Source organism: Bradyrhizobium sp. AZCC 1719 (assembly GCF_036924525.1).
Lineage (GTDB): Bacteria > Pseudomonadota > Alphaproteobacteria > Rhizobiales > Xanthobacteraceae > Bradyrhizobium.
Genome location: NZ_JAZHRU010000001.1, coordinates 6,886,015 through 6,906,303, shown reverse-complemented (window position 1 = coordinate 6,906,303; position 20,289 = coordinate 6,886,015). Strand labels below are relative to the sequence as shown.

Annotated in this window: 20 protein-coding genes; 19 read left to right on the top strand and 1 reads right to left on the bottom strand. The window is 63.2% G+C overall.

Annotation, left to right across the window (positions count from 1 at the left end):
* The 3 genes from V1292_RS32530 (at position 1) to V1292_RS32520 (ending at position 5,210) form a co-directional block, all read left to right on the top strand.
* Positions 1-996 (top strand): alpha/beta fold hydrolase, encoded by a 996-nt coding sequence (locus tag V1292_RS32530; protein WP_334376632.1) that lies wholly within the window; start codon positions 1-3, stop codon positions 994-996.
* A 172-nt stretch (positions 997-1,168) separates the two neighbouring features.
* Entirely contained in the window at positions 1,169-4,408 is a 3,240-nt protein-coding gene (locus V1292_RS32525; RefSeq protein WP_334376631.1) for a bifunctional cytochrome P450/NADPH--P450 reductase, read from the top strand.
* 127 nt (positions 4,409-4,535) lie between these two features.
* Positions 4,536-5,210: a spermidine synthase gene (locus V1292_RS32520; RefSeq protein ID WP_334376630.1), complete on the top strand. Its 675-nt coding sequence runs from the start codon at positions 4,536-4,538 to the stop codon at positions 5,208-5,210.
* A 110-nt stretch (positions 5,211-5,320) separates the two neighbouring features.
* On the opposite strand, the gene V1292_RS32515 is transcribed toward V1292_RS32520, so the two are convergent.
* Entirely contained in the window at positions 5,321-6,235 is a 915-nt protein-coding gene (locus tag V1292_RS32515) for an alpha/beta fold hydrolase (RefSeq protein ID WP_334376629.1), read from the bottom strand.
* 164 nt (positions 6,236-6,399) lie between these two features.
* Between V1292_RS32515 and V1292_RS32510 the strand changes: the two genes are divergently transcribed.
* The 16 genes from V1292_RS32510 (at position 6,400) to V1292_RS32435 (ending at position 20,256) form a co-directional block, all read left to right on the top strand.
* The gene (locus tag V1292_RS32510) at positions 6,400-6,780 is read left to right on the top strand and encodes a hypothetical protein (RefSeq protein WP_028350065.1); all 381 of its coding nucleotides are present in this window, start codon (positions 6,400-6,402) and stop codon (positions 6,778-6,780) included.
* Positions 6,777-7,859: an alpha/beta fold hydrolase gene (locus tag V1292_RS32505; RefSeq protein WP_334376628.1), complete on the top strand. Its 1,083-nt coding sequence runs from the start codon at positions 6,777-6,779 to the stop codon at positions 7,857-7,859. The genes V1292_RS32510 and V1292_RS32505 overlap by 4 nt, the downstream gene beginning before the upstream one ends.
* Positions 7,856-8,449 (top strand): GNAT family N-acetyltransferase, encoded by a 594-nt coding sequence (locus V1292_RS32500; protein WP_334376625.1) that lies wholly within the window; start codon positions 7,856-7,858, stop codon positions 8,447-8,449. Before V1292_RS32505 ends, V1292_RS32500 begins: the two co-directional genes overlap by 4 nt.
* A 246-nt stretch (positions 8,450-8,695) precedes the next feature.
* The gene (locus V1292_RS32495) at positions 8,696-9,172 is read left to right on the top strand and encodes a phasin (protein ID WP_334376624.1); all 477 of its coding nucleotides are present in this window, start codon (positions 8,696-8,698) and stop codon (positions 9,170-9,172) included.
* 237 nt (positions 9,173-9,409) lie between these two features.
* Entirely contained in the window at positions 9,410-10,696 is a 1,287-nt protein-coding gene (locus tag V1292_RS32490; RefSeq protein WP_334376623.1) for a DUF445 domain-containing protein, read from the top strand.
* A 186-nt stretch (positions 10,697-10,882) separates the two neighbouring features.
* On the top strand, positions 10,883-11,653 hold the full coding sequence (locus V1292_RS32485) for an esterase/lipase family protein (RefSeq protein ID WP_334376622.1): 771 nt from the start codon (positions 10,883-10,885) through the stop codon (positions 11,651-11,653).
* A 226-nt stretch (positions 11,654-11,879) separates the two neighbouring features.
* Complete coding sequence (gene paaX / locus V1292_RS32480) at positions 11,880-12,749, top strand: phenylacetic acid degradation operon negative regulatory protein PaaX (protein WP_334376620.1); 870 nt, start codon at positions 11,880-11,882, stop codon at positions 12,747-12,749.
* Positions 12,750-12,824: 75 nt separating this feature from the next.
* Entirely contained in the window at positions 12,825-13,817 is a 993-nt protein-coding gene (gene paaA / locus V1292_RS32475; RefSeq protein WP_334376618.1) for a 1,2-phenylacetyl-CoA epoxidase subunit PaaA, read from the top strand.
* A gap of 10 nt (positions 13,818-13,827) precedes the next feature.
* Positions 13,828-14,115, top strand: a complete 288-nt coding sequence (gene paaB / locus V1292_RS32470; RefSeq protein WP_057844448.1) for a 1,2-phenylacetyl-CoA epoxidase subunit PaaB — start codon at positions 13,828-13,830, stop codon at positions 14,113-14,115.
* Between the two features lie 191 nt (positions 14,116-14,306).
* Positions 14,307-15,083, top strand: coding sequence for a 1,2-phenylacetyl-CoA epoxidase subunit PaaC (paaC, locus tag V1292_RS32465; protein WP_334376616.1), 777 nt, complete (start codon positions 14,307-14,309; stop codon positions 15,081-15,083).
* Positions 15,077-15,580, top strand: a complete 504-nt coding sequence (gene paaD / locus V1292_RS32460) for a 1,2-phenylacetyl-CoA epoxidase subunit PaaD (RefSeq protein WP_334376614.1) — start codon at positions 15,077-15,079, stop codon at positions 15,578-15,580. Before paaC ends, paaD begins: the two co-directional genes overlap by 7 nt.
* Positions 15,581-15,582: 2 nt before the next feature.
* A complete protein-coding gene (paaE, locus tag V1292_RS32455; RefSeq protein WP_334376612.1) occupies positions 15,583-16,662 on the top strand; it encodes a 1,2-phenylacetyl-CoA epoxidase subunit PaaE in 1,080 nt (359 codons plus the stop codon).
* 230 nt (positions 16,663-16,892) lie between these two features.
* Entirely contained in the window at positions 16,893-17,351 is a 459-nt protein-coding gene (paaI, locus tag V1292_RS32450) for a hydroxyphenylacetyl-CoA thioesterase PaaI (RefSeq protein ID WP_334376610.1), read from the top strand.
* Positions 17,352-17,370: 19 nt separating this feature from the next.
* Complete coding sequence (paaK, locus tag V1292_RS32445) at positions 17,371-18,702, top strand: phenylacetate--CoA ligase PaaK (protein ID WP_334376608.1); 1,332 nt, start codon at positions 17,371-17,373, stop codon at positions 18,700-18,702.
* 137 nt (positions 18,703-18,839) lie between these two features.
* The gene (locus tag V1292_RS32440; RefSeq protein ID WP_334376607.1) at positions 18,840-19,157 is read left to right on the top strand and encodes a GIY-YIG nuclease family protein; all 318 of its coding nucleotides are present in this window, start codon (positions 18,840-18,842) and stop codon (positions 19,155-19,157) included.
* Positions 19,158-19,242: 85 nt separating this feature from the next.
* A complete protein-coding gene (locus V1292_RS32435; protein ID WP_334377230.1) occupies positions 19,243-20,256 on the top strand; it encodes a quinone oxidoreductase family protein in 1,014 nt (337 codons plus the stop codon).
* The last annotated feature ends 33 nt before the right edge of the window (positions 20,257-20,289 follow it).

Sequence of the window (20,289 nt, the reverse complement as noted above, 5' to 3'; positions counted from 1 at the left end):
ATGATTGAAATGCCGCCGCTGCAATTCGCCGAGGTGAACGGTATTCGCATGGGCTATTACGAGGCGGGGCCCAAATCGGACAAGCCGCCGCTCGTTCTATGTCACGGCTGGCCAGAGATCGCGTTTTCCTGGCGGCACCAGATCAAGGCACTGAGCGACGCCGGCATCCGGGTGATTGCGCCGGATCAGCGCGGCTATGGCGCGACCGACCGCCCCGAGCCGGTCGAGGATTACGATATGGAGCATCTGACCGGCGATCTCGTCGGTCTGCTCGATCATCTCCAAATCGACAAGGCGATCTTCGTCGGCCACGACTGGGGCGGCTTCGTCGTCTGGCAGATGCCACTACGCCACCTCGATCGCGTCGCCGGTGTCGTCGGCGTCAACACCCCGCATTGGGATCGTATGCCGGCCGATCCGATCGAGCTGTTTCGGCAGCGCTTCGGCGACAAGATGTACATTGTGCAATTCCAGGACCCTGGCCGCGAGCCTGACAGGATTTTCGGCAGCCGGGTCGAGCAGACCTTTGACGCGTTCATGCGCAAGCCTGTGGCGCGGCCCGCGGGTACGCCGGAGGAGCAGCCGATTGCGGGTGTCGGCGCGTCAGCGCGACTCAACCTGGCATTTCCACAGATGATCGCGAATTACGATGCCAAGCACGATCCGCGCACGCCGATCCTGTCGCCGGAAGAAAAGCAGGTGTTCGTCGACACCTTCACCAAGACCGGCTTCACCGGCGGCATCAACTGGTACCGCAATTTTTCACGCAACTGGCAGCGCTCGGAAGGGCTCGACCATACCGTCCGCGTGCCGTCGCTGATGATCATGGCCGAGAACGACGCGGTGCTGCCGCCGTCGGCGACCGATGGCATGGAGAAGCTGGTGCCCGATCTCGAGAAGTATCTCGTGCGCGACAGCGGCCATTGGACGCAGCAGGAAAAGCCGGACGAAGTCAGCGCCAAGCTGATCGAGTGGCGTAGAAAAAGATTTGGATGAGGATGACGCGTCACGCGAGCGAAAACGTCTCGCGTCGTCATTCCGGGATGCGCGTAGCGCAGACCCGGAATCTCGAGATTCTCAGGTGCGCAATTGCGCACCATAGTTCGATGCTTCGCATCGCCCCGGAATGACGGCGTGGATGGGATTAGGCAGGGGAGACACTTCGACAATGGCGTCCAGCAATAAACTCAGTCCGATCCCGCATCCGCCGAAGAAGCCCGTCGTCGGCAACATGCTGTCGCTGGACCCGAACGCGCCGGTGCAGCATCTGGTCAAGCTGTCCAAGGAGCTCGGACCGATCTTCTGGCTCGACATGATGGGCGCGCCGATCGTGATCGCCTCCGGCCACGATCTGATCGACGAACTCTCCGACGAGAAACGTTTCGACAAGACGGTGCGCGGCTCGCTGCGCCGCGTCCGCGCCGTCGGCGGCGACGGGCTGTTCACCGCCGACACGACAGAGCCGAACTGGAGCAAGGCGCACAACATCCTGCTGCAGCCGTTCGGCAACCGCGCGATGCAATCCTATCACCCGAGCATGGTCGATATCGCCGAGCAGCTCGTCAAGAAATGGGAGCGGCTCAACGCCGACGAGGAGATCGACGTCGTGCACGACATGACGGCGCTGACGCTCGACACGATTGGGCTCTGCGGCTTCGACTACCGTTTCAATTCGTTCTACCGTCGCGACTATCACCCGTTCGTGGAGTCGCTGGTGCGCTCGCTCGAGACCATCATGATGACCCGCGGGCTGCCGCTGGAAAATCTGTGGATGCAGAAGCGGCGCAAGACACTGGCTCAGGATGTCGTCTTCATGAACAAGATGGTCGACGAGATCATCGCCGAGCGCCGCGGCAATGCGGAAGCTGCTGAGGCCAAGAAGGATATGCTGGGCGCGATGATGACCGGCATCGACCGCTCAACTGGCGAGCAGCTCGACGACATCAACATCCGCTACCAGATCAACACCTTCCTGATTGCGGGCCACGAGACCACCAGCGGACTTCTCTCGTGCACCATCTACGCGCTGCTCAAGCATCCCGAGGTGCTGAAGAAGGCCTATGAGGAAGTCGATCGGGTGCTCGGACCCGATATCAACGCCAAGCCGACCTATCAGCAGGTCACGCAGCTCACTTACATCACGCAAGTGTTGAAGGAAGCGCTGCGGATGTGGCCGCCGGCGCCGGCCTACGGCATTACGCCGCTTCAGGACGAGACCATCGGCGGCGGCAAGTACAAGCTGAAGAAGAATACGTTCATCACCGTTTTGGTGATGGCGCTGCACCGCGACCCCAGCGTCTGGGGTCCGAACCCGGACGTCTTCGATCCCGAGAATTTCAGCCGCGAGGCCGAGGCCAAGCGGCCGATCAATGCCTGGAAGCCGTTCGGCAACGGCCAGCGCGCCTGCATCGGCCGCGGCTTTGCGATGCACGAGGCGGCGCTGGCGATCGGCATGATCCTGCAGCGCTTCAAGCTGATCGATGTGCATCGCTACCAGATGCACCTGAAGGAAACACTGACGGTCAAGCCGGACGGTTTCAAAATCAAGGTGCGCCCGCGCGCGGACAAGGACCGTGGCGCCTTCGCCGGTCGCGCGGCGGTGGCCGCTGCCGCTTCGAACGCGGCGGTGCCGCAGGCGCGGACCCGCCCGGGGCACAACACGCCGCTATTGGTGCTCTATGGCTCAAACCTCGGCACCGCGGAAGAGCTGGCGACGCGGGTGGCTGACCTCGCCGAGGTCAACGGTTTCGCGACAAGACTCGGCGCGCTCGACGATTACGTCGGCAAGCTGCCGGAGCAGGGCGCTCTCCTGATCTTCTGTGCCTCCTACAATGGCGCCGCCCCTGATAACGCCACGCAGTTCGTCAGATGGCTGGACAGCGGCCTGCCGAAGGACGCATTCGCCAAGGTGCGATATGCCGTGTTCGGCTGCGGCAACAGTGACTGGGCCGCGACCTATCAGTCCGTGCCGCGCACGATTGACGAGCAGTTGGCGGCGCACGGCGCGCACGGCCTCTACGCCCGCGGCGAGGGCGATGCCCGCAGCGATCTCGACGGCCAGTTCGAAAAATGGTTTGCGGCGGCAGCACCCGCGGCCATGAAGGAGCTGGGCGTCGATTCCGGCTTCGCCCGCAGCGCTGACGACGCGCCGCTTTATTCGATCGAGCCGGTGGCTCCATCGACCGTTCACACCATCGTGGCGCAGGGCGGCGTCGCGCCGATGAAGGTACTGGTCAATGCCGAACTGCAGAACAAGGCCGGCGCCAGTCCTTCCGACCGCTCGACCCGGCACGTCGAGGTGGAATTGCCGCCCGGCACCACCTACCGCGTCGGTGATCACCTCAGCGTGGTGCCGCGCAACGATCCAGCACTGGTCGATTCCGTCGCGCGCCGCTTCGGTTTTCTGCCCGCCGACCAGATCCGGCTGCACGTCGCGGAGGGCCGCCGTGCGCAATTGCCGGTGGGGGATGCCGTATCAGTCGGGCGGTTGCTGACCGAGTTCGTCGAGTTGCAGCAGATCGCAACCCGCAAGCAGATCCAGATCATGTCGGAACACACGCGCTGTCCCGTCACCAAGCCGAAGCTGCTCGCCTATGTCGGCGACGACGATGTTTCCACCGAGCGTTACCGATCGGACGTGCTGGCCAGGCGCAAGTCGGTGTTCGATCTCTTGGAAGAGCATCCGGCCTGCGAACTGCCGTTCCATGCCTATCTGGAAATGCTGTCGCTGTTGGCGCCGCGCTATTACTCGATCTCATCGTCGCCTTCGACCGACCCGGCGCGCTGCAGCGTCACCGTCGGCGTGGTGGAATCGCCCGCGAGTTCGGGGCGTGGCGTGTATAAGGGCGTCTGCTCGAACTATCTCTCCGGCCGCCGCGTCGGCGATACCGTGCATGCGACCATACGCGAGACCAAGGCCGGCTTCCGCTTACCCGACGATCCGGCCCAACCCGTGATCATGATCGGTCCCGGTACGGGGCTGGCGCCGTTCCGCGGCTTCCTGCAGGAGCGCGCGCATCGCAAGGCGCAGGGCGCAAAGCTCGGCCCGGCGATGCTGTTCTTCGGCTGCCGCCATCCCGAACAGGATTTTCTCTATGCCGCGGAGTTGAAGGCCTTCGCGATCGACGGCATCACCGAACTGCACACTGCCTTCTCGCGCGCCGATGGGCCGAAGACCTATGTGCAGCATCAGGTGGCGGCGCAAAAGGACCGCGTCTGGAGCCTGATCGAGCAGGGCGCGATCATCTATGTCTGCGGCGACGGCGGCAGGATGGAGCCGGACGTCAAGGCCGCGCTGGTTGCGATCTATCGCGAAAAGTCCGGCGCCGACGCCGATGCCGGCCTGCGCTGGATCGACGATCTCGGCACCAGGAACCGCTACGTGCTGGACGTCTGGGCGGGCGGGTAGATTCTTCGTAGGGTGGGCAAAGCGTAGCGTGCCCACCATCTCTTGCACCAGACCTTAGAATGGTGGGCACGGCGCTTGCGCGCCTTTGCCCACCCTACGGTTCTGCCGACTATGCTAAAGCTTCCGTATGATTCCCTGGGAAAAGCTCGATACCGCCCGCATTCCTGGCACCGGCAGCGAACTCCGCCTGATGCGCCGCGGCACGGAGTTTTCCATCAAGCTCGGCAGCAACGAGCTGATGAACAGCCGCCTGTCGGGCTCGGAAGCCGCGCTCGCGACACTCGCTGCGAAGCAGATCGAGAAGGTCGCTAAACCGCATGTGCTGATCGGTGGATTGGGCATGGGCTTTACGTTGCGTGCAGCGCTCGCCGCGCTCGGCAATGAAGCGCAGATCGTGGTGGCGGAGCTGGTGCCGGCGGTGGTCAGTTGGGCCCGAGGCCCGATGGCAGAAATTTTTGGCGATAGCCTGGACGATTCCCGCGTGAGCATTCGAGAGACGGATGTCACCGACGTCATCCGGTCCGATCGTTCGAAGTTCGATGCCATTCTGCTCGATGTCGACAATGGACCGGAGGGGCTTACTCGTGAGGCCAACGATGCGCTCTACAACGCTGCTGGCTTGCGTGCGACGCGCGCCGCACTGCGACCGGGCGGCATCCTGGCCATATGGTCTTCGGGGCCAAACGCGGCGTTTGCAAAGCGTCTTCGTGGTGCAGGCTTCGAGGTCAATGAAGTCAACATCCGCGCCACCGGCAAAGGCCGCGGCGTGCGTCACGTGATCTGGATCGCGACGAAGAGTTAAGAAAGTAGGGTGGGCAAAGCGAAGCGTGCCCACCATTTCTACCGACTATTCGGATGCATGGTGGGCACGGCGCAAGTGCGCGTTTGCCCACCCTACTGGCCACGCAGGCGCTACGCCGCCTTCGCTGCCGCGCGTTGCGCGTGCCCTGCGATCGCGTTGATGATCTGCGGCCACATCGGGATCGGCAGCGCGTGGCCCATGCCTTCGATCATCAGGAGTTTTGCGCCGGGGATTGACGCCGCGGTATCCTTGCCGGCTTCGGGGCGCACCAGCGGATCGACGGTGCCGTGGATGACGAGCGTCGGGATTTTCAGGTGATGCAGCCGTTCCCTGCGGCTGCCGGAGGCGAGCACCGCCCGCAACTGCCGGCCGACGCCGTTCGGATTGAGGCCGCGTTCATAGGTGCGGGAGGCGCGGGCAGGGTCGAGGGCCTCGTCTTCCGGGAACGAGCCGACGCGCAGCACTTTCCAGGTCTGGGCGAACCGGTCGAAATACTCCTCCTTCGTCCGCGGCGGCGGCGCCATCAGCACTGCCGAAGCCTCGCGCGTCGGCGGCGGCAGTTTTGGATTGCCCGTGGTCGACATGATCGAAGTCAGCGAACGCACCCGCTGCGGGAACGAGAGCGCGACTTCCTGCGCGATCATGCCGCCCATCGAGGCCCCGACCAGATGCGCCGACTGGACGCCGAGCACGTCCATCAGGCCGACCGTGTCCTTGGCCATGTCGATCAATTTGTAAGGTGCGGCCACCGGAATCTTCAGGAACCGTAGCTTCAGCAGTTCGAACGGCGTCAGCCGCTTGCCGCCGGACATGTGAGAGGATTTGCCGATATCGCGATTGTCGAAGCGGATGACGCGAAAGCCGCGCGCGGCGAGCTGGCGGCAGAAGTCGTCATCCCAATGGATCATCTGGGCGCCGAGCCCCATGATCAAGAGCATCGGTTCCGCGGCCGGATCGCCAAAAATCTCGTAGCAAATATCGATGCCGTTGGCGCGGGCGATCCGAGGCGGCTGATGGGCGAGCATCGCGTGTCTTCCCTCAAGTGATATCTGGCTTCAGTAACTATGGCACGGTTTCCCGCACCGCAGAAGACGTCGCAGCGGTTGACCGGCCCGCTGCAACGGTGTGGTATGGGCCAAACACAAGCGAAGCGTGGCAAGCGCTCGTAATCTTTCGGGAGAGGGCGCTTATGGCCGACAAAGGCAACGATCCTGCCGTGATCTGGCAGACCATGATCGGGGAGATGGAGAAGGGGTTCAACTCCTTTGCCAACCAGGCGATGGCCTCGCCCGAATTCTCAAAAATGATGAACCAGGTCGGCGGCGTGAGCGCAGGCGCGCAGAAGCAACTCGGCGAGCTGATGGAGAAATACCTGCTGGCAATGAACCTGCCGAGCCGGGCGCAGCTCGTCGGCATGGCGGAGCGGCTGCAGGCGATCGAGGGCCAGCTCAACGAGATCAAGGCGCTGCTGCACCAGGTGCACCACAATTCGCTGGCGCCGGAGAGCGGCTACGGCACGCCGCGGCCGCCGCGCACCAAGCGTCCGCCGGCGGAGGGAGAGCAGAAATGAACGCTCCCGCGGGTCTCGATTTCGCTTCCATCTCGGAGCGGGTCCAGTCCGAGGTGCAGCGCGCGATCCAGCGTAGCATCAAGGGCGTCGAATATTTTTCTACCTCCGGCCCGTCGCTCGGCTCGACGCCAAAGGACATCCTGGCCGCCCGCGGCACCATGAACCTCTATCACTATCGGCCGATTGCGGATGAAATCTACCGCGTGCCGATCCTGATCGTGATGGCGACCACCAATCGCGGCTACATTCTCGACATGGTGCCGGGCCAGAGCTTTATCGAGTTTCTGCTGAAGCGCGGCTACGACGTCTACATGCTGGACTGGACCGCGCCGAAGCCGGAAGAAAAATCCTTGCGGATGGAGGACTACGTCCTCGACTTCATCCCGGATTGCGTCCGCCGCGTGCAGCAAGATTCCGGCGAGCAGGACGTTACCGTGATCGGCTATTGCTTCGGCGGCGTGCTGTCGCTCCTGTACGGCTCGATCTTCAACGACGGGCCGATGAAGAATTTGATCTGCTTCACCACGCCGATCGACTTCCGCGAGATGAAGCTGTTCCAGAACTTTTCGGACCGCCGCTATTTCGACGTCGATCGCCTCGTCGACAGTGTCGGCAACGTGCCGCCCGAAATGATCCTGTCCTCGTTCGAAATGCTGCGGCCGGCGTCGCGCACGGTCAGCCAGGTGCAATTGTGGGAAAACATCTGGAACGACGAGTTCGTGAAGTCGTACCGGATGTTCGACCGCTGGGCGACGGATACGCTGCCGCTGGCGGGCGAGTATTTCCGCGACATCACCAAGAACCTGATGTGGGACAACAAACTCTATAACGGCACCATGTCGGTCGGCGGGCGTGCGGCGGATATTTCCAGGATCACGGTGCCGATCCTGCATGCGGTCGCCGAACACGATCACATCGTGCCCTATGACGCCGCAAAACATCTGATCGCCAAGATCGGCTCAACCGACAAGGAAGAGGTGATCCTCAAGGGCGGTCACGTCAGCCTCGTCGCCGGCGCCAACGCGATCAAGCGGCTGTGGCCGAAACTGGATTCCTGGCTAGGTAAGAGATCAACATGAGCGAGACACGTTCCTATCCGCGCCACGTCAAGACCGATGCCGGCGATATCGAATTCCGCATGATGGGGCGGGCGGACGAAGCCGCCGTGCTGGCATTTGCGCAAAAGCTCCCGACCCATGATCTCTTGTTCCTGCCGCGCAATATCAGCCAGCCAAAAGTGCTGTCGGCCTGGATCAACGAGATCGAGCGCGGCGCGATCGTAAGCCTGCTGGCAGTGAAGGATGGGACGGTGGTCGGCTGCGGCACGCTGGTGCGCGACCCGCATTCCTGGTCGCCCCATGTCGGCGAGATCCGGATGGTGGTGTCGCTTGATGTCCGCGGGCAGGGGGTCGGCCGGGCGCTGTCGCAGGAAACGTTTGCGCTGGCGCTGGGCGCCGGGCTGGAAAAGCTGTCGGTACAGATGACCGTCGACCAGCAGGCGGCGATCGCCCTGTTCGAGAGCCTCGGCTTCAAGGCCGAGGCCCTGCTGCGCGACCACGTCCGGGATGTCGACGGCAAGAAGCACGATATCGTCGTGCTCGGACACAATGTGGCGCAGGTTCGGGCACAGATGGAAGCCTACGGGCTGCCGGGGGCTGTGCAGCACTAGCCAAACACAAAATCGCGAAAACAACCCCATGCAAAGTAGATGGGGCGGTCCCGGCATTAGTCTAAAGTGGAACTTTTGCCGGTTCTCTGGGCGGGCCGCCCATCCATCAGGCTCTTCACGAATTCGTGATGTCGCGCTGCAACATTAATGTTGCGACGCACCATTAACTATGGCACAACACTCGCGCCCCGGGCCAATCCGGACGGGGTGAGCCCATAGCTCAAACCTGAGGATGGAGAGACCCCCATGACCACCGAAACCAATTCCGTGCTGAACACCGTCAAGGAAGCCTTCGCGCCCGTCACCGAGGCGTTCACCAAGCTTCAGAACCTGGAAGTTCCGGAAGCCGCCCGCGAGTTCGTGAAGAAGCAGACCGAGACCGCCAAGGAGCGCACCGCCGACTTTTATGCCGGTTCGGAGAAGGCGACCGCTGCGATCGAGACCGCCGTTGCCGGTTCGGTTTCCGAGGCCGCCAAGATCAGTCGTAACATCCAGCAGGCGCTCTATCAGGACGCGGAAGCGTTCTTCGCCGGCATCGACAAGCTCGCTTCGGCGAAGTCGCTGAGCGAAGCTGCCCAGATCCAGTCGGACCTGGTCCGTGCGCGCGGCGAAGTGTTCGTCACGCGGGCGAAGGCCACCACCGAATATCTCGGCAAGCTCGTCACTGAGGGCGCCAAGACCGCGCAGGACAACTTTGCCAAGGTCTATTCCAAGACCGCCTGATGAAGACCGCCTGATCGCGATCCGCTGACAACTGCCGTTTTCGAAGGCCCGCTTTTTGCGGGCCTTCTTTTTGTCGGGTGTCCCTGTCATTCCGGACGACGCGAAGCGGCGATCCGGAATCTCGAGATTCTCAGGTGCGAAATTGCGCACCTTAGTTCGTGCTTCGCACGCCCCGGAATGACGGCGGTGGGCGCATCGCGCTATGATCGAAGTGGGTGTAGCTCTCCGAAAGCCGCCATGACGCTTCCCACTACCTTCATCATCGACAGCCCCGGCGACGCCATCCGCGCCGCCGAGTTGCGGCGTGTAAAATTGCTGGCAACGTCGGTGCTGGCGGCGACGTTTGCGATCTTCCTCGCCGCACGCGCGCTGCTGCCGCTGCATCCGGCCTTCGGCTTCATCGCGGCGTTTGCCGAGGCCGCTACCATCGGTGGCCTGGCCGACTGGTATGCCGTGGTGGCGCTGTTCAAGCGGCCGCTGGGATTGCCGATTCCGCACACCGCGATCATCCAGAGCAACCAGCACCGCATCGCCGATAAGCTCGGCGAATTCATCGAGAAGCATTTCCTGGAAGCAGCTCCCGTCGAGGCCAAGCTGCGGCAGATCGATTTCGGCGCGTTCATCGCCGACTGGCTGCGCGACCGCAAGCGCAGCGAGGATCTCGCGCGCTTTGCGCTGCGGCTATTGCCCGAAGCGGTGGCGGCGACGGAGACCTCCGGGCTGATGACGTTCGTCAGCCGCCGCATCACCGCGCAATTGATGTCGATCGATCTCGCGCCGCTCGCGGCCGGAACGCTGCGCGCATTCGTGAAGGAGGGGCGGCATTCCGGCCTGCTCGATGACATCCTGCGCGCGGTGCATCAGACCATGACGCAGGCCGAAACCATGGCGATGATCCGCGAAAAGATCCGCGCCGAATTGCCGACGCTGCTAAAGCTCTATCGCGCCGACAAGTTCCTGGTGAACAAGATCGTGGCTTCCGCCACCGCCTTCTTCGAGGAAGTCCGCAACGATCCCGCGCATCCGTTCCGCGGCGAATTCGATCGCATGGTGATGAACTTCGTCGATCGCCTCGGCACCGATCCAAGCTACGCCGAGCGAATCCAGGGGTTGAAGCGCGATCTCCTGGCGCGTCCCGAAGTGACGGGTCTCGCACGCCACATCTGGGCCAACGCACGCACGTTCTTCGAACGCAGCGCCTCGGGCGAGACCCAGGTGTTGGAGCAATATCTGGTGCGCATGTTCGTGAAGGCGGGCGAGGCGCTGGCCGGCGACGCCGAGCTGCGCACCGAGATCAACCAGGGGCTCGTGGCGGTGTTGCGCACCGTGGTCGCCGAACAGAAGAGCGGCGTCTCGACCTTCATCTCCGACCAGGTCAAGTCGTGGGATATGGGGCAGTTGATCGCGCTGATCGAAATCAACATCGGCCGCGACCTGCAATACATCCGCTTCAACGGATCGCTGATCGGCGGGCTTGCGGGATTGGCGCTGTACACCCTCGAATACCTGCTGCGGCTGCTGTGACTAATTCATCACGTCAACGCTTTTAGTTATCCGAGATGTGATCTGCACTGCTTGCAAGGGGAAAGCCGGTTCCCTAGCTTTTTGTGGAACTATATTGCAGTGCCGAACGATTCTACCGCGTTGGCGTCTAACTGAACCGGTGGCCGGCTGCCGCGACGTAAGGGGCCGAGCCCGAGAGGAGATATGATGTCCGTTGCTGCGCAGACGCTTGCCCCGCCATCCAGAACCCTGATGCTTCTGGAGGGGCGTGCCATTCACGAACTCGGCGCGTTTCTGGGGGCACTGCCATTGCTGAGCCTGGCGCCGCGCGGCGACGGACACCCCGTGCTGGTGTTGCCCGGGCTTGTTGCATCCGACACCTCGACGCGGCCGCTGCGCAGCTTTCTGCGCACGCGCGGCTATGCCGTCAGCGGCTGGCGTCAGGGGCGCAACCTCGGCCTGCGCCACGGCGTGCAGAACGCCATGGTCGATCTGGTGCAGGAGTTGAACGACACGCACGGCCGCAAGGTCTCGCTGGTCGGCTGGAGTCTCGGCGGTCTCTACGCGCGTCAGCTTGCCAAGATGATGCCGGAGCGCGTGCGCTCGGTGATCACGCTCGGCAGCCCTTTTGCGTCGGGACCGAAGGCGACCAACGCCTGGCGCGTCTATGAGCTGGCGAGCGGCCGTCGCGCCGACGAGGAGGATCCCCGTTTCGGCGGATCGCTCTCGGGCACGCCGCCGGTGCCGACCTCCGCGATCTTCAGCCGCACCGACGGCATCTGCGCCTGGCAGGGCTGCATGGAAAAGACGTCGGCGACTTCCGAAAGCATCGAAGTCGAAAGCAGCCATTGCGGCATGGGCCATCACCCGGCGGTCGTCTATGCGGTTGCCGATCGCCTGGCGCAGCCGGAAGGCGAATGGGCACCGTTCGATCGAAGCGGCTGGCGCAGCGTGGTTTATCCGGATCCGCATCGCTGAGCCGACGCAATTCTGTCGGCGCGTTTCACGGCCTCATGGTTCGAGACGCGCGGCGTTGCCGCGCTCCTCACCATGAGGGTCTAAGACCTCATCCTGAGGAGCGGCCGCTTGGCCGCGTCTCGAAGACCTCATCCTGAGGAGCGGCCGCTTGGCCGCGTCTCGAAGGATGAAGCCCAGCTCTTACCGACATTGTCGCTCTCCTGCAAAACGCGCTATGCCTTGACGCATGCCGCCGCCGCTTGCCCGTATTATCCAGCAGTTGAAGCGCGAACCTTCGCGCACCGGATCGATCGTCATCACCGTATTCGGCGACGCCATCGTGCCGCGCGGCGGCTCGGTCTGGCTCGGCACGCTGCTGGAATTTTTCGAGCAACTTGACATCGACGCCAGCGTGGTGCGCACCGCGATGTCGCGACTGACGGCCGACGGCTGGTTCGAGCGTGTCAAAGTTGGCCGCAACAGTTTCTATCGCCTGGTTCAGGGCGAGCGGCAGACCTTCGATATCGCGACCAAACACATTTACGGCCCGCCGGCCTCCGACTGGACCGGGCGGTTTGAACTGCTGCTGATTGGCAATGGCGGAGACCGCGACACCGCACGCGAGGCGTTGAAGAACGCTGGCTTCGGCAGTCCGCTGCCGGGCGTATGGGTCGCGCCGTCGGGTGTGCCGGTGCCTGCGGAAGCCGTCGGCGCGATTCGTCTCGAAGTGTCGGCGGAAGACGATAGCGGGCGGCGCCTGCTCAGCGAAAGCTGGCCGCTCGATCGCACCGCCGACGCCTATCAGAAATTCATGAAGACCTTCGAGCCGCTGCACGGCTGGCTCGGCCGCGGCGAGCGGCTGACCGAGGCCGACGCGTTCACCGCACGGATCCTCCTGATCCATCATTACCGTCGCGTCGTGCTGCGCGACCCATTGCTGCCGACCGCGCTATTGCCCGCGGACTGGCCGGGCAGGGTCGCCCGAACGCTCTGTGGCGAGATCTATCGCGCGCTGCTTCCCGCGTCCGAACAATGGCTTGATCGCCATGCCACCAACGAAAACGGACCCCTGCCAAAGCCCGGCGGGGAACTTTCGAAGCGGTTTGACGGGCTGTAGATATGTTACAGAAATATATTGCATATCAAAATTTGTGTTATATATTTCCTCCCAACAAATTCCGGGAGGTCCGCCATGTACACGCAGGCGCTCAACACGTCCGACGGCGACGATCGCCACATTGAGGACGCCGCGCGGGCTACGCAGTTTCAGGCGCGCATCGATGCCGACGAGCGCATCGAGCCCAACGACTGGATGCCGGCCGCCTACCGCAAGACGCTGACGCGGCAGATTTCGCAGCACGCGCATTCCGAAATCGTCGGCATGCTTCCCGAAGGCAACTGGATCACCCGCGCCCCATCGCTGCGCCGCAAGGCGGCGCTGCTTGCCAAGGTGCAGGACGAATGCGGCCACGGGCTCTATCTCTATGCCGCCGCCGAGACGCTCGGTTCTTCGCGCGAAGAGCTGGTCGACGCGATGCTCGCGGGGAAGGCGAAATATTCCTCGATCTTCAACTATCCGACGCTGACCTGGGCCGACATCGGCACGATCGGCTGGCTGGTCGATGGCGCGGCGATCATGAACCAGATCCCGCTGTGCCGCTGCTCCTATGGTCCTTACGCACGCGCGATGATCCGCGTCTGCAAGGAGGAATCGTTTCACCAGCGCCAGGGCTTTGAGATCATGCTGACGCTGTGCCGCGGCACCGACGAGCAGAAGGCGATGGCGCAGGATGCGCTGAACCGCTGGTGGTGGCCGGTCTTGATGATGTTCGGTCCGCCCGACCAGGTCAGCCAGCACAGCGACACCTCGACCAAGTGGAAGATCAAGCGCTTCTCCAACGACGAGCTGCGGCAGAAATTCGTCGACGCCACCGTGCCGCAGGCGCAATTCCTGGGGCTGACGATTCCTGATCCCGGCATGAAGCAGAACGCGAACGGCAATTGGGAATATAGCGCGATCGATTGGGACGAATTCAAACAGGTGCTGGCAGGCAACGGCCCCTGCAACCGCGACCGTCTGGCGGCTCGGCGCAAGGCGCATGAAGACGGCGCCTGGGTGCGTGAGGCGGCGATGGCCTATGCCGAGAAACGCCGGCAACGGTCGGCGCTGCAGGCGGCCGAATAGGAGAGACGCGATGGCGACGCCGAACATTCCGCTCTGGGAAGTTTTCATCCGCAGCCGCAACGGGCTGGCGCACAAGCATGTGGGTTCGCTGCATGCCACCGACGCCACGCTGGCGCTGCAGGCCGCGCGCGACATCTACACCCGCCGCGGCGAGGGCCTCTCGATCTGGGTGGTGCCGTCGAGCGCCATCACTGCGTCCGATCCGTCCGAGAAAGGCATGATGTTCGAGCCGGCGGAATCCAAGATCTACCGGCACCCGACGTTTTACGACGTGCCCGACGAAGTCGGGCATATGTGAATCTCTCACCCCTCATGGTGAGGAGGCGCGCAGCGCCGTCTCGAACCATGAGGCCCCAGACCTCATCCTGAGGAGCTTGCGAAGCAAGCGTCTCGAAGGATGGCGGCAACGGGACTCGCAGCCCATCCTTCGAGACGCGCCTTTGGCGCTCCTCAGGATGAGGTCGGAATGTGAATAGACAGGAATAGAGTATGGCCGCAGCCAACATCCAGGTCTCCGAAACGCCGCTGGTGCTCTACACCCTGCGCCGTGCCGACGATGCGTTGATCCTGGGCCATCGGCTGTCGGAATGGTGCGGCCATGCGCCGATGCTGGAAGAGGACATGGCGCTCGCCAATATGGGCCTCGATCTCCTCGGCCAGGCGCGCGAGCTTTACTCCTACGCCGCGAAGGTCGAGGGCAAGGGCAACGACGAGGACAAATTCGCTTATCTCCGCGACGTCAGGCAGTACCGCAATCTCCTGCTGCTGGAACAGCCGAACGGCGATTTCGCGCGCACCATGGTGCGGCAGTTCTTCTATGCTGCGTTCGCCGATCTCTATTGGCGCGCGATGATGCGTTCCACCGATACAACGCTGGCCGCGGTTGCGGCGAAATCGGAAAAGGAAAGCGCCTATCACGTCCGCCATTGCTCGGAATGGATCATCCGTCTCGGCGACGGCACCGAGGAAAGCCACCGCCGCACGCAAGCGGCGATCGACGAGCTCTGGGCCTTTACCGGCGAGATGTTTGCCGCCGATGACAACGAGCGCGGCCTGATCGATGCCGGCATTGCGGTCGACCCTGCCACCTTGCATCCGCAATGGCTGAAGACGGTATCGGATGTCGTCCGCGAAGCGACGCTTGTTTTGCCTGACAATAACTGGATGCAGCAGGGCGGCCGCAGCGGGCGGCACAGCGAGCATCTCGGTCATCTCCTCAGCGAGTTGCAATCGATGCAACGGACGTTTCCGGGGGCGACATGGTAACGGCCATCTCAGGCGATACTGATCTGCGCCGCCGCGCCTGGGAGGCCGCTTCACAGGTGGTCGATCCCGAAATACCGGTGCTTACGATCGCCGATCTCGGCGTGCTGCGCGACGTCGAGGTTCATGACGGCCGCGTCGAGGTCGCGATTACGCCCACTTACTCCGGCTGTCCGGCGATGAACATGATCGCGCTCGAGATCGTGCTGGCGCTGGAACGCGCCGGAATGCCGCGCCCGACGGTCCGCACCGTGCTGTCGCCAGCCTGGACCACGGACTGGATGAGCGAGGACGGCCGCAACAAGCTCCGGGAATACGGCATCGCCCCACCGCAGGCATCACACTCGCGTCGCGCGCTGTTCGGCGAACAGCAGGTGGCCTGCCCGCAATGCGGCTCGCAAAACACTGAGCTGCTGTCCGAGTTCGGTTCAACCTCCTGCAAGGCGCTGTGGCGCTGCAAGGCCTGCCGCGAACCCTTTGATTATTTCAAGTGTCATTGACCATGTCCGTCGCGCCGCGTTTCCATCGCCTTGCCGTCAACGACCTCCGCCGCGAGGCGGTGGATGCGGTATCGATGACGTTTGCGATCCCGAAGGAGCTGGAAGGCGACTACAGCTTTGCGCCGGGACAATACCTCACGTTGCGTACTACGATGGACGGCGAGGAAGTGCGCCGCTCCTATTCGATCTGCTCGGGGCCTGACGACGGCGAGTTGCGCATCGCGGTGAAGAAGATCGATGGCGGCGCGTTTTCGAACTGGGTAGCGGACGAATTGAAGGCCGGCGACGAACTCGACGTGATGACGCCGACTGGCCGCTTCGGCATCGCCCATGCGCCTGAAGAGGCGAGGGTCTATGTCGGATTTGCCGCAGGAAGCGGCATCACGCCGATCCTGTCGATCGTCAAGGGCGTGCTGGCGCGCGAACCGAACAGCCGGTTCTTCCTGTTTTACGGAAACCGCACGACGTCAAACATGCTGTTCCTCGAAGAACTCGAGGAACTGAAAGACCGCTTCATGCAACGGTTGTCGCTGTTCCATGTGATCTCGGGCGAGGAGCAGGATATCCCGATCCTGCATGGCCGGCTCGACGGCGCGAAAGTGCGCGTGCTGCTGCGCTCGCTGGTACCCGCCTCGAGTGTCGATCACGTCTTCATCTGCGGCCCCATGGGTATGAGCGAGGAGATCGAGGCGACTTGCCGCGAGATCGGCATTGCCGAGGAACGCATCCATGTCGAGCGCTTTGTCTCGGAATTCGGCGGCAAGCCGCGCGCAAAGAAGATTGTCGAGCCGTCCGCGCCGCCGAAGGCGATCGCCTCCCTGATCATCGACGGCAAGCGCCGCGAGGTGCCGGTCGCCGAAGGAGAGGCCATCCTCGACGCTGCGTTGCGTGCCGGCATGGATCTGCCGTTCGCCTGCAAGGGCGGCATGTGCTCGACCTGCCGCGCCAAGCTGGTCGAGGGCGAGGCGCAAATGGAGGTCAACTATTCGCTGGAGCCATGGGAACTGAAGGCGGGATTCATCCTGACCTGCCAGGCGCGGCCGTGTTCGGATAAGGTCGTGGTGGATTACGACCATGTGTGACGGCGATGTCATTCCGGGATGGTCCGAAGGACCAGACCCGGAATCTCGAGATTCCGGGTCTGGTGCTAACGCACCATCCCGGAATGACAGAGGTGGTTGAGGCTAAAGACTAGGGATCGTTGACACCTCAGGTGCTTCGTTCCCACACTACGCAAAGAGGCCTGATAGCAGGCCCGTGTGCACAAGGGAGAGAACGTCGTGAAACCGTCTCGCAGAGCGGGCTATCAGCTATGAACGTCGCGCTGTCGCCCGACGAGATCGCCCGCGCCTGCGCGGAGGCGATGTGGAAGGAGGATGACGCCAGCAAGGGCCTCGGCATGAAAATTGTCGAGGTCAGGCCGGGGCAGGCCACGCTGACGATGACGGTGCAGCCGCACATGGTCAACGGCCAGCGTATCGCCCATGGCGGCTTCATTTTTCTCCTCGCCGATTCCACCTTCGCCTTTGCCTGTAATTCCCGCAATGAGCGCGCAGTCGCCGCGCAATGCGACATCGCCTTCATCCGCCCGGGCAAGCTCGGCGACGTGCTGGTCGCGACCGCGCGGGAAGTTTCTCGCAACGGTCGCTCCGGAATTTATGACGTCCGCGTCACGTCGGGCGATGTCGTGATTGCGGAGTTCCGCGGTCATTCCCGCACCGTCGCCGGAACGTGGCTGCCGGCCGCGGACGAAGAGACCAAACAAAAATAGCAAGCGAGAGGAACACGCCATGGCCATGGCAAGATTGAAATCCAGCGGAAGCGGTTACGGCGCTGAATTGGATGAGGCCGAGCGCGCCTCGCGCGACGAGATCATGGCGCTACAGACCAAGCGCCTCGCCTGGTCGCTCCGGCACGCCTACGACAATGTCGCGCATTACAGGAAGGCATTTGACGCGGCCGGCGTGCATCCCTCCGATTTCAAGCAGCTCTCTGATCTCACGAAATTCCCATTCACGGCGAAGACCGACCTCCGCGACAATTATCCCTTCAACATGTTTGCCGTGCCGCGCGAAAAGCTGGTCCGCGTCCACGCGTCCTCGGGCACAACGGGTAAGCCGATCGTGGTCGGCTATACGCAAGGCGATATCGATATCTGGTCGGAGGTGATGGCGCGCTCGATCCGCGCCGCCGGCGGCCGCACCGGCATGATCATTCACAACGCTTATGGTTACGGCCTGTTCACCGGCGGACTCGGCGTGCACTACGGCGCGGAAAAACTCGGCTGCACCGTGGTGCCGGTCTCCGGCGGCATGACCGAACGCCAGGTGCAACTGATCAACGATTTCAGGCCCGACATCATCACGGTGACACCGAGCTACATGCTGGCTATTTCGGACGAGTTCAAGCGGCAGGGGCTCGACCCGCGTCAGTCGTCGTTGAAGTTCGGCATCTTTGGCGCCGAGCCCTGGACCAATGCGATGCGCGCGGAGATCGAGCAGACTTTTGACATGGACGCGACCGATATTTACGGGCTGTCGGAAGTGATCGGCCCCGGCGTGGCGCAGGAATGCGTTGAGACCAAGGACGGCCTGCATATCTGGGAGGATCATTTCTATCCCGAGGTGATCGACCCCGAGACCGGCGCGGTGTTGCCGGACGGCGAGAAGGGCGAACTGGTATTCACCTCTCTGACCAAGCAGGGCTTCCCGATCATCCGCTACCGCACCCGCGACCTGACACGGCTGTTGCCGGGCACCGCGCGCCCGGGCATGCGGCGCATGGAGAAGGTCACCGGCCGCTCCGACGACATGATCATCCTGCGCGGCGTCAACGTATTCCCGACCCAGATCGAGGAAGCGTTGCTGGCGACCGACTGGTGCGGCGGCCATTTCATCATTGAGCTGACGCGCGAAGGGCGCATGGACGAGATGACCGTGCTCGCCGAAGCCCGTCCCGAAAGCTGGGACGGTAGCGGGCTGCTCGCGCACGCCGAAAGGGTTGCGCTCTTCATCAAGAACACCATCGGCATCACCGCGCGCATCAAGGCGGTGGCGCCGGAAACACTGGAACGTTCGCTCGGCAAGGCGAAACGTGTTTACGACAAGCGGCCGAAAGCCTAACTTTCTCCCCTCATGGTGAGGAGGCGCATTAGCGCCGTCTCGAACCATGAGGCCACAGACGGGCCTGCATCCTTCGAGACGCGGCTGACGCCGCTCCTCAGGATGAGGGGCGGAAGCGGAGAACGTGGAGGTCGAAAATGACGGAAGGCGCCTTTCTCTATATCCTCCGCTGTGCCGACGGCAGCTTCTACATCGGAACGACGCGCACGACGCTGGAAATAAGGATTGCGCAGCACAACGCGGGAACGCTTGGCGGCTATACCGCAATCCGGCGACCGGTCACCTTGGTGTTCTCGCAATGGTTCGACCGCATCACCGACGCCATCGAGAACGAACGCAAACTTAAGAAGTGGAGCCGAGCCAAAAAGGAAGCCTTCGTGCGAGGTGATTTCGAAGCCTTGCGGCAGCTTTCCGCGCGGCGGTCGCGGCATCCCACGAAGCCAACGGCGGTTTGACACCCCTTGCACTAATCGGCCGGTCCGTTAGTCATTGGCCACGCAGCTCCTGCCGCCGACAGCGCTCAAGCCAACCGGGGATATCGTGAAGCCGGCTCCCAAGTCAGATAGCCAATTGGTGCAGGCCCGCTGCGTCCGACTGCCAGCAAAAGTCGCCGACGCTGCCTCACTTGCGCCCGTCATCGAGACGCGCCGGCTGTCGCGTGCCGACAACGAGTTGCTGATCGAGGTCAAGGCTGCGGCGGTCAATCCGTCCGACGTGAAGGCGGCGACCGGGCTGATGGCCTATGCGGTGTTTCCGCGCACGCCGGGCCGCGACTATGCGGGCGTTGTCATCGATGGGCCGGACGGTTGGATCGGACGCGAGGTGTTCGGCTCTTCTGGCGATCTCGGTATTCGCCGGGACGGCACGCACGCCACGCATCTCGCGGTCGAAGCCGACGCCGTGGTGGAGAAGCCCAGGGGCATTTCATGGGAAGAGGCGGCCGGCATCGGCGTGCCCTTCGTCACCGCAATGGAGGGCCTGCGCCGCGCCGGCGTTCCGAAGGCGGGCGAGACCTTGCTGGTCATGGGCGTCAACGGCAAGGTCGGGCAGGCGGCGGTGCAGATCGCGAGCTGGCACGGCGCGCGGGTGATCGGCGTGGTGCGCAAGAGCGAGCCCTACGAAGGCCACGCCAATTCAAAGGTGGAAGTCATCGACGCCTCCGCAACCGATGTCGCGGCGCGGGTGCGCGAACTCACCAGCGGCAAGGGCGCCGACATCGTGTTCAACACGGTCGGCGATCCCTATTTCCACGCCGCACACCAATCGCTGGCGGTGCGCGGGCGGCAGATCCTGATCGCTGCGATCGACCGCATCGTGCAGTTCAATATTTTGGAATTCTATCGCGGCCAGCACACCTATGTCGGCATCGACACCCTCGGCCTGTCGTCAACCGCGACCGGCGCGGTGCTGCAGGAACTCGGTCCCGGCTTCGCCAGCGGGCACCTCAAGCCGTTCCCGATCAAGCCAGCGGCGATCTATCCGCTGGAAGAGGCCCGCGCTGCCTTCCTTGCGGTCGCCGGCTCGTCGCGCGATCGGGTGATCCTGCGGCCTTGAAATAGGCATTCGCTGGAGGCGCGGGATTCCTCC

Bases quoted from the DNA above. Each gene is read 5' to 3' on its own strand.
- V1292_RS32510 (WP_028350065.1), top strand. From the start codon at position 6,400: ATGGCCGACAAAGGCAACGATCCTGCCGTGATCTGGCAGACCATGATC.
- V1292_RS32495 (WP_334376624.1), top strand. From the start codon at position 8,696: ATGACCACCGAAACCAATTCCGTGCTGAACACCGTCAAGGAAGCCTTC.
- V1292_RS32505 (WP_334376628.1), top strand. From the start codon at position 6,777: ATGAACGCTCCCGCGGGTCTCGATTTCGCTTCCATCTCGGAGCGGGTC.
- paaE (WP_334376612.1), top strand. From the start codon at position 15,583: ATGTCCGTCGCGCCGCGTTTCCATCGCCTTGCCGTCAACGACCTCCGC.
- paaA (WP_334376618.1), top strand. From the start codon at position 12,825: ATGTACACGCAGGCGCTCAACACGTCCGACGGCGACGATCGCCACATT.
- V1292_RS32525 (WP_334376631.1), top strand. From the start codon at position 1,169: ATGGCGTCCAGCAATAAACTCAGTCCGATCCCGCATCCGCCGAAGAAG.
- paaD (WP_334376614.1), top strand. From the start codon at position 15,077: ATGGTAACGGCCATCTCAGGCGATACTGATCTGCGCCGCCGCGCCTGG.
- V1292_RS32490 (WP_334376623.1), top strand. From the start codon at position 9,410: ATGACGCTTCCCACTACCTTCATCATCGACAGCCCCGGCGACGCCATC.
- paaI (WP_334376610.1), top strand. From the start codon at position 16,893: ATGAACGTCGCGCTGTCGCCCGACGAGATCGCCCGCGCCTGCGCGGAG.
- paaC (WP_334376616.1), top strand. From the start codon at position 14,307: ATGGCCGCAGCCAACATCCAGGTCTCCGAAACGCCGCTGGTGCTCTAC.
- V1292_RS32520 (WP_334376630.1), top strand. From the start codon at position 4,536: ATGATTCCCTGGGAAAAGCTCGATACCGCCCGCATTCCTGGCACCGGC.
- paaB (WP_057844448.1), top strand. From the start codon at position 13,828: ATGGCGACGCCGAACATTCCGCTCTGGGAAGTTTTCATCCGCAGCCGC.
- V1292_RS32500 (WP_334376625.1), top strand. From the start codon at position 7,856: ATGAGCGAGACACGTTCCTATCCGCGCCACGTCAAGACCGATGCCGGC.
- V1292_RS32440 (WP_334376607.1), top strand. From the start codon at position 18,840: ATGACGGAAGGCGCCTTTCTCTATATCCTCCGCTGTGCCGACGGCAGC.
- paaK (WP_334376608.1), top strand. From the start codon at position 17,371: ATGGCCATGGCAAGATTGAAATCCAGCGGAAGCGGTTACGGCGCTGAA.
- V1292_RS32515 (WP_334376629.1), bottom strand. From the start codon at position 6,235: ATGCTCGCCCATCAGCCGCCTCGGATCGCCCGCGCCAACGGCATCGAT.
- paaX (WP_334376620.1), top strand. From the start codon at position 11,880: ATGCCGCCGCCGCTTGCCCGTATTATCCAGCAGTTGAAGCGCGAACCT.
- V1292_RS32485 (WP_334376622.1), top strand. From the start codon at position 10,883: ATGTCCGTTGCTGCGCAGACGCTTGCCCCGCCATCCAGAACCCTGATG.
- V1292_RS32530 (WP_334376632.1), top strand. From the start codon at position 1: ATGATTGAAATGCCGCCGCTGCAATTCGCCGAGGTGAACGGTATTCGC.